This window comes from Caldimonas tepidiphila (assembly GCF_003569765.1).
Taxonomy (GTDB): Bacteria; Pseudomonadota; Gammaproteobacteria; order Burkholderiales; family Burkholderiaceae_C; genus Caldimonas; species Caldimonas tepidiphila.
The window spans coordinates 141,316-144,266 of record NZ_KZ983957.1; the positions used below are offsets into that span (position 1 = coordinate 141,316).

3 protein-coding genes and 1 pseudogene are annotated in these 2,951 nt (G+C 73.3%); 3 read left to right on the plus strand and 1 reads right to left on the minus strand.

The features are described from left to right. Positions 1-126 (plus strand): annotated as a pseudogene (locus D3A59_RS26070) (amino acid ABC transporter ATP-binding protein); the annotation flags it as partial. 43 nt (positions 127-169) lie between these two features. Here D3A59_RS26070 and D3A59_RS00625 read toward each other — a convergent pair. Further along, on the minus strand, positions 170-622 hold the full coding sequence (locus D3A59_RS00625; protein WP_119152992.1) for an outer membrane lipoprotein: 453 nt from the start codon (positions 620-622) through the stop codon (positions 170-172). A gap of 165 nt (positions 623-787) precedes the next feature. Here D3A59_RS00625 and pyrC point away from each other — a divergent pair, with 165 nt between their 5' ends. Together pyrC and D3A59_RS00635 are read left to right on the plus strand one after the other, a co-directional pair. Next, a complete protein-coding gene (gene pyrC / locus D3A59_RS00630) occupies positions 788-1,870 on the plus strand; it encodes a dihydroorotase (RefSeq protein ID WP_119152993.1) in 1,083 nt (360 codons plus the stop codon). 16 nt (positions 1,871-1,886) lie between these two features. Next, entirely contained in the window at positions 1,887-2,801 is a 915-nt protein-coding gene (locus D3A59_RS00635) for an NYN domain-containing protein (protein WP_119152994.1), read from the plus strand. Positions 2,802-2,951: the final 150 nt, after the last annotated feature.

Consider the following 2,951-nt stretch of genomic DNA (forward strand, 5'->3'; position numbering starts at 1 on the left):
CACCGCGTGATCTTCATGGACCAGGGGCGCATCGTCGAGGACTGCGCGAAGGAGGAGTTCTTCGGCAATCCCGAGGCGCGCTCGCCGCGCGCGCAGGACTTCCTGTCGAAGATCCTCCAGCACTGAGGGGAAGGCGCGTCCCGCGCCTCCTCGCCGCGGGTGGCGCGCCTCAGCGCGCCTTCACGACCTTCGTCTTGCCGCCGGAGCTCACCAGCAGCACCGGGTCGCCGGGCACGAGCGCCTGGTCGCCGCGCGCCTGCACGATCATGCGCCGCTCGCCGTTGCGCAGCTGCACCAGCAGCTCGACCGCCTGCTCGCGCGTGCCGGAGCGCTCGGCGGCATTGCCGAGCACGCCGCCCGCGACCGCGCCGAGCACGCTGGCGGCCACTGCGCCGCGGCCGCCGCCCACCGACGAGCCGGCCAGTCCGCCGACCACGCCGCCGGTGGCGGCGCCGATGCCGCTCTGCGTGCCCTCGACCACCACGTCGCGCACCGACAGCAGCGTGCCGTCCTGCACCTGCTGCAGGCGCTGGGCCTGGTCGCGCGAGACCACGTCCGGGCTGGTGGTCGAGCAGCCGGCGAGCGCCAGCACCAGGCCGGCGAGAATCAGTGAGCGTTTCATGGGGACATTTCCTTCTGGCTGAGGGCGACCGGGCCGGCCGCGCCGTGATCCTTCTGTCCGGCCGCCCCGGGTGTCGGGCAGCGGGATGCGCTTGCGACCCTGCGCGGCGTGGCTTCGTTCCGTACGGCGGCCTGCCTCGCGGCGGCCGGATGGGACAATATTGACATGAGTGCCGAAACCCTTCCCACCGCCGCCCCCGCCGCGCAAGGCGCCGCCCCGGGCACCCGCCTGACCCTGACCCGCCCCGACGACTGGCATCTGCACGTGCGCGACGGCGCCGCGATGGCCGCCGTGGTGCCCGACACCGCGCGCCAGTTCGGCCGCGCCATCATCATGCCCAACCTGCGCCCGCCGGTGACCACCGCCGCACAGGCGCTGGCCTACCGCGAGCGCATCCTCGCCGCGGTGCCGGCCGGGCTGCGCTTCGAGCCGCTGATGACGCTGTATCTCACCGACAAGCTGCCGGCCGACGAGATCGCGCGCGCGAAGGACGCCGGCGTCGCCGCCGTCAAGCTCTACCCGGCCGGCGCCACGACCAACAGCGACGCCGGCGTCACCGACCTGAGGAAGACCTACGCGACGCTCGAGGCGATGCAGCGCCACGGCATCCCGCTGCTGGTGCACGGCGAGGTGACCGACTCGGAGATCGACCTCTTCGACCGCGAAAAGGCCTTCATCGACACCAAGCTGATCCCGCTGCGCCGCGACTTCCCCGAGCTGAAGGTCGTCTTCGAGCACATCACGACCCGCGACGCGGCGCAGTACGTCGCCGAGGCCGCCGGGCCGATCGGCGCGACGATCACCGCGCACCACCTGCTCTACAACCGCAACGCGATCTTCCAGGGCGGCATCCGCCCGCACTACTACTGCCTGCCGGTGCTCAAGAGGGAGGAGCACCGCCGTGCGCTGGTTGCCGCGGCGACCTCCGGCAGCCCGAAGTTCTTCCTCGGCACCGACAGCGCGCCGCACCCGGCGCACCTGAAGGAGCACGCGAGCGGCTGCGCCGGCTGCTACACCGCGCACGCGGCGATCGAGCTCTACGCCGAGGCCTTCGACACGGCGGGCGCGCTCGAGCGGCTGGAGGGCTTCGCGAGCTTCTTCGGCGCCGACTTCTACGGCCTGCCGCGCAACACGGACACCGTGACGATCGAGAAGCAGGACTGGACGGTGCCCGAGTCGGTGCCCTTCGGCGACGCGCAGCTCAAGCCGCTGCGCGCCGGCGAGACGATCGCGTGGAAGCTGGCCTGAGGCCGCGGCAAGCACCATGAACTACCAGCCCGACGCGCGCATCGCGCTGCTCATCGACGCCGACAACTCGCCGGCGGCCAAGATCGACGTGATCCTGGCCGAGCTGGCCAAGTTCGGCGTCGCCAACATCCGCCGCGCCTACGGCAACTGGAAGAAGAACGAGCTCAAGGGCTGGGAGCAGGTGCTGCACGAGTACGCGATCCGCCCGATCCAGCAGTTCGACTACTCCAAGGGCAAGAACGCCACCGACATGGTGATGGCGATCGACGCGCTCGACCTGCTCTACACCGACCGGCCCGAGGCCTTCGGCATCGTGTCCTCGGACGCCGACTTCACGCCGCTGGTGATGCACCTGCGCGCCAAGGGCGCGATCGTGTGGGGGTTCGGCGCGAAGAAGACGCCCGAGCCCTTCGTCAATGCCTGCTCCCGCTTCCTCTACCTCGAGACGCTCGGCGCGCTCGACGGTGCCGCCGCACCCGTCCCGGTGGCCGCGCCGGCCCCGGCCGAGGCCGCGCCGCGCCGCGGCCGCAAGGCCAAGGCGGCGGCCGTCGAGGAGCCAGTGGCCGAGGCCGCGCCCGCGCCCGCACGCCGCGGTCGCAAGGGACAGGCCGCGGTCGCCGAGCCCCCCGCCCCGGCGGTGGAGGAGGTGGCGCACGCGCCGGGCCCGGCCTCGACGCTCGCGCTGAAGCAGGACGCGCGGCTCGTGACGCTGCTGCGCAACGCGGTCGAGGGCGCCGCGGCCGAGGACGGCTGGTCGCCGCTCGGCGCGGTCGGCAAGCAGATCGGCAACCAGGCCTCCTTCGACCCGCGCAACTACGGCTACAAGAAGCTCAGCGACCTGATCGAGGCGAGCCAGCTGTTCGAGGTCGAGCGCCGCAACAGCCATGTCTACGTGCGCGACCGGCGTGCCGCGCGCGCGTCGCGGGGCTGAGATGCGGCGCGCGGAGGCGGCGCCGCAGCCCGCGGGCGGGGCCGACGGCGGGCGCGGCGCGGCGGACGCCGGCTTCGCGCACATCGACTGGCAGCGGCCCTGGCTCGCGCCGCTGCGCGGCATCGGCGCGCCGCTGGCCGCCGCCGCGGC

What these genes read in the sequence shown, in the direction of transcription:
- D3A59_RS00625 (WP_119152992.1), bottom strand. Translation starts at nt 622, where the DNA reads ATGAAACGCTCACTGATTCTCGCCGGCCTGGTGCTGGCGCTCGCCGGC.
- pyrC (WP_119152993.1), top strand. Translation starts at nt 788, where the DNA reads ATGAGTGCCGAAACCCTTCCCACCGCCGCCCCCGCCGCGCAAGGCGCC.
- D3A59_RS00635 (WP_119152994.1), top strand. Translation starts at nt 1,887, where the DNA reads ATGAACTACCAGCCCGACGCGCGCATCGCGCTGCTCATCGACGCCGAC.